Consider the following 3,314-nt stretch of genomic DNA (forward strand, 5'->3'; position numbering starts at 1 on the left):
GCGCGACATGTCTATATCTCCAAAGTCCCGGCTACCACACGTACGCGAGGACTTCGCCGCCCACGCCTTGTCGTGCTGCCTGACGGTCGGTGAGCAGACCCGAGGACGTGGAGATGATCGCCACGCCCAGGCCACCGAGAACGCGGGGCAAGTTGGTTGACTTCGCGTACACGCGCAGGCCGGGCTTGGAGACTCGCTTCAAGCCCGCGATGCTGCGTTCGCGACTGGGTCCGTACTTGAGTTGCACCACTAGCGCCTTGCCAACCCGAGCATCCTCGGTGTGGAAGTCGGTGATGTAACCCTGCTCCTTGAGGATCTCGGCAATGTGCACCTTGATCTTCGAGTGGGGCAGAGTCACCTCGTCGTGGTACGCCGAATTGGCGTTGCGCAGACGTGTCAAGAAGTCTGCGATCGGGTCCGTCATGGTCATGACAGCCAGCTCACCTTCCTCGCGACGGTTCCCGCCGGGTTCAACACCCTTGGGGGCCTACCGCGTGCTTTCCTAGTTATGTCTGTTGGAGCACGCTTGCGGCTCTTCGCGCAAGCGCTCATCGCGTGGGTTACCAGCTGGACTTCTGGACACCGGGCAGTTCGCCGGCATGCGCCATCTCCCGAAGGCAGATACGGCACAGGCCGAACTTGCGGAACACCGCGTGCGGGCGTCCACACCTATTGCAACGCGTGTAGCCGCGCACCTTGAACTTCGGCTTCTTGTTGGCCTTGATGACCAGCGCCTTCTTTGCCATCTGCTCAGTTCTCCTTGAACGGGAAGCCCAGTGCGCGCAGCAGCGCCCGGCCCTCGTCGTCATTGGTCGCCGACGTGACGACGGTGATGTCCATGCCGCGGGGGCGGTCGATGCTGTCCACGTCGATCTCGTGGAACACCGACTGCTCCGTCAGACCGAAGGTGTAGTTGCCGCTGCCGTCGAACTGCTTGGGCGACAGGCCGCGGAAGTCGCGGATACGGGGGAGGCTGATCGAGACCAGCCGGTCGAGGAACTCCCACATGCGGTCGCCGCGCAGCGTGACGCGGGCGCCGATCGGCATGCCCTCGCGCAGCTTGAACTGGGCGATCGACTTGCGGGCCTTGCGGATCTCCGGCTTCTGACCGGTGATCAGCTGCAGGTCGTTGACCGCGCCGTTGATCAGCTTCGCGTCGCGGGCGGCGTCGCCGACACCCATGTTGACGATGACCTTGACCACGCCGGGGATCTGCATGACGTTGGCGTAGTTGAACTGCTCGTTGAGCGCGCCCTTGATTTCCTCGCGGTAGCGCTGCTTGAGACGAGGGAGGGTCTTCTCGGTAGTTTCTGCTGTCGTCATCTCTAGATGTCCTTGCCGTTCTTCTTCGACACGCGGACCTTCTTGCCGGTCTCTTCGTCGAAGCGGTAGCCGATGCGGGTCGGGTTGCCGTCCGAGTCGACGACCATCACGTTGGAGACGTGAATCGGCGCCTCCTGCGTGACGATTCCGCCGGACTGGGCGCCACGCTCGTTCTGCGAGATGGCCGTGTGCTTCTTGATCCGGTTGACGCCCTGGACCAGGACCTTCTCGCGCGTCGGGTAGGACTCGAGGACCTTGCCCTTGGCGCCCTTGTCCTTGCCAGAGATGACGAGGACGGTGTCACCCTTGTGCACCTTCATTTACAGCACCTCCGGGGCCAACGAAACGATCTTCATGAAGCGCTTCTCGCGAAGCTCGCGGCCGACCGGTCCGAAGATGCGGGTTCCGCGCGGGTCGTTGTCGGGCTTGATGATGACGGCGGCGTTCTCGTCGAACTTGATGTAGCTGCCGTCGGCGCGGCGGCGCTCCTTCACGGTGCGGACGATGACGGCCTTGACGACCTCGCCCTTCTTGATGTTGCCACCGGGAATGGCGTCCTTGACGGTCGCGACGATGACATCGCCGATGCCGGCGTAACGCCTACCCGAGCCGCCGAGTACGCGAATGCACAAGATCTCCTTGGCGCCCGTGTTGTCGGCGATCTTGAGCCGCGATTCCTGCTGAATCACTAGATCTCCTCGATTTGTTTGCACGTGAGCAGCCCAAAACAGCACTGAACTACTCGACGTACGCGGTCTTCGTCACCGATGGGCACGCAGGGTCTCCGCTTGATTCGGTATTCAAATCGAAACGGCTACCGAGGTCTGCCCAAGGCAACCCCTACATAGTAGGTGAGCACGTGCAATGCACCAAATCGCGGCCGAGGGCCCTCAGGGCAGGGTGATCGCGAAGTCTGCCGTCATCGCGGCCGTCGCGGCGTCGAACGCCGGGGATCCCTGCGGCGCGGCAACGTGGATCACCACCAGGTAGTCCTTCGCATTGGTCCAGATGTGTGCGATGCGGTCCTCGTAGGACACCTTGCCCTGGGGTCCGCCCGACAGCACACCCATCAGGCGCTGACCGCTGTATCCGCAGGTCTCGGCGGGCAACACGCTGATGCTACTGATCGGCGCCTCCGCCGCCACGTCGTCGGCGTACTTCTCGAAGGCGGCTGCCGCGTCGAGGTCGGTCTGGGTGATCACGACTGCCCCGGACATGCCGTCGGGGCCGGTCAGTGCCAGCCCGCGGGGTGACGGAGCTGCGGTCCAGCCCTCGGGCAGGCCGATGACGATCTTCGGAGCCCCGGCGTCGTCGATCTGCGCCGTGGCCGGCGTACCCGGCGCCGGGTTTGGCAGGCACACCAGGGCGTTGGGTGGTACCGCATCGCGGAGGGTGGGCGTGACGCCCATCGTCGGAAACTCGGGTGGGGCGGGTTCGTTCGTCGAGGTCGACTTCGACGTCGGGGCCGACGTCGGTGTCGACGTCGACGAGGTCTCCGTCGCGGTCCGGTGGTCGGTGGGACCAGCGATCGGGTGCCCGTCGCTGGTCTCGGCGCAGCCACCGAGCGCGATGGTGGACATGAACGTAGCGACCAGGACCAGTCGTCTCATCGGCACAGTATGGGCTGCTCAGGCGTCGGCGACGCAGCGAAACCCGATGTGGGTGGTGGCGCTGTCCTGCGACTGCGACGACCGCGCGGCCGGCCGGTAGCGATGGCAGTACTCCGGCGCGCACAGGTGCGAGCCGCCCTTCAGCGTCTGATTGACGCTCGGATCCGGTTCGCGGGAGGGCGTGCAACAGCCCTTTGCGGAGGTGCTGCCTGCCCGGTGACGCGCCGCGTACGGCGTCGACGTCCACTCCCCCACGTTGCCGATCATGTCGACAAGCCCGAACCCGTTCGGCGGGAACGTGCCGACCGGCGACGTGCCCGCCCAACCGAGGGCGCCGTCGTTGCGATACGGAAAGCGGCCCTGCCAGGTGTTGGCCATCAG

7 protein-coding genes are annotated in these 3,314 nt (G+C 64.8%); all 7 read right to left on the reverse strand.

All coding sequences use genetic code 11. The annotated features are described in order from the left end of the window. Nucleotides 1-31: 31 nt before the first annotated feature. The gene (gene rpsH, locus QOD90_RS12940) at nucleotides 32-430 is read right to left on the reverse strand and encodes a 30S ribosomal protein S8 (protein WP_056557199.1); all 399 of its coding nucleotides are present in this window, start codon (nucleotides 428-430) and stop codon (nucleotides 32-34) included. Nucleotides 431-560: 130 nt separating this feature from the next. Continuing rightward, nucleotides 561-746: a type Z 30S ribosomal protein S14 gene (locus QOD90_RS12945; protein WP_163918946.1), complete on the reverse strand. Its 186-nt coding sequence runs from the start codon at nucleotides 744-746 to the stop codon at nucleotides 561-563. A gap of 4 nt (nucleotides 747-750) precedes the next feature. Beyond that, on the reverse strand, nucleotides 751-1,323 hold the full coding sequence (gene rplE / locus QOD90_RS12950) for a 50S ribosomal protein L5 (protein WP_526350248.1): 573 nt from the start codon (nucleotides 1,321-1,323) through the stop codon (nucleotides 751-753). Nucleotides 1,324-1,325: 2 nt separating this feature from the next. Then, entirely contained in the window at nucleotides 1,326-1,643 is a 318-nt protein-coding gene (rplX, locus tag QOD90_RS12955; RefSeq protein ID WP_140690901.1) for a 50S ribosomal protein L24, read from the reverse strand. Then, nucleotides 1,644-2,012, reverse strand: a complete 369-nt coding sequence (rplN, locus tag QOD90_RS12960; RefSeq protein ID WP_149480276.1) for a 50S ribosomal protein L14 — start codon at nucleotides 2,010-2,012, stop codon at nucleotides 1,644-1,646. It abuts the gene before it with no gap. 201 nt (nucleotides 2,013-2,213) lie between these two features. Then, nucleotides 2,214-2,933, reverse strand: coding sequence for a hypothetical protein (locus tag QOD90_RS12965; protein ID WP_526350251.1), 720 nt, complete (start codon nucleotides 2,931-2,933; stop codon nucleotides 2,214-2,216). A gap of 18 nt (nucleotides 2,934-2,951) precedes the next feature. Next, on the reverse strand, nucleotides 2,952-3,314 hold a 363-nt coding region (locus QOD90_RS12970), incomplete at its 5' end, for a formylglycine-generating enzyme family protein (RefSeq protein ID WP_526350253.1).

Source organism: Mycobacterium sp. (assembly GCF_032161845.1).
Taxonomy (GTDB): Bacteria; Actinomycetota; Actinomycetes; order Mycobacteriales; family Mycobacteriaceae; genus Mycobacterium.

What these genes read in the sequence shown, in the direction of transcription:
- rpsH (WP_056557199.1), bottom strand. Translation starts at nt 430, where the DNA reads ATGACCATGACGGACCCGATCGCAGACTTCTTGACACGTCTGCGCAAC.
- rplX (WP_140690901.1), bottom strand. Translation starts at nt 1,643, where the DNA reads ATGAAGGTGCACAAGGGTGACACCGTCCTCGTCATCTCTGGCAAGGAC.
- QOD90_RS12945 (WP_163918946.1), bottom strand. Translation starts at nt 746, where the DNA reads ATGGCAAAGAAGGCGCTGGTCATCAAGGCCAACAAGAAGCCGAAGTTC.
- rplE (WP_526350248.1), bottom strand. Translation starts at nt 1,323, where the DNA reads ATGACGACAGCAGAAACTACCGAGAAGACCCTCCCTCGTCTCAAGCAG.
- QOD90_RS12965 (WP_526350251.1), bottom strand. Translation starts at nt 2,933, where the DNA reads ATGAGACGACTGGTCCTGGTCGCTACGTTCATGTCCACCATCGCGCTC.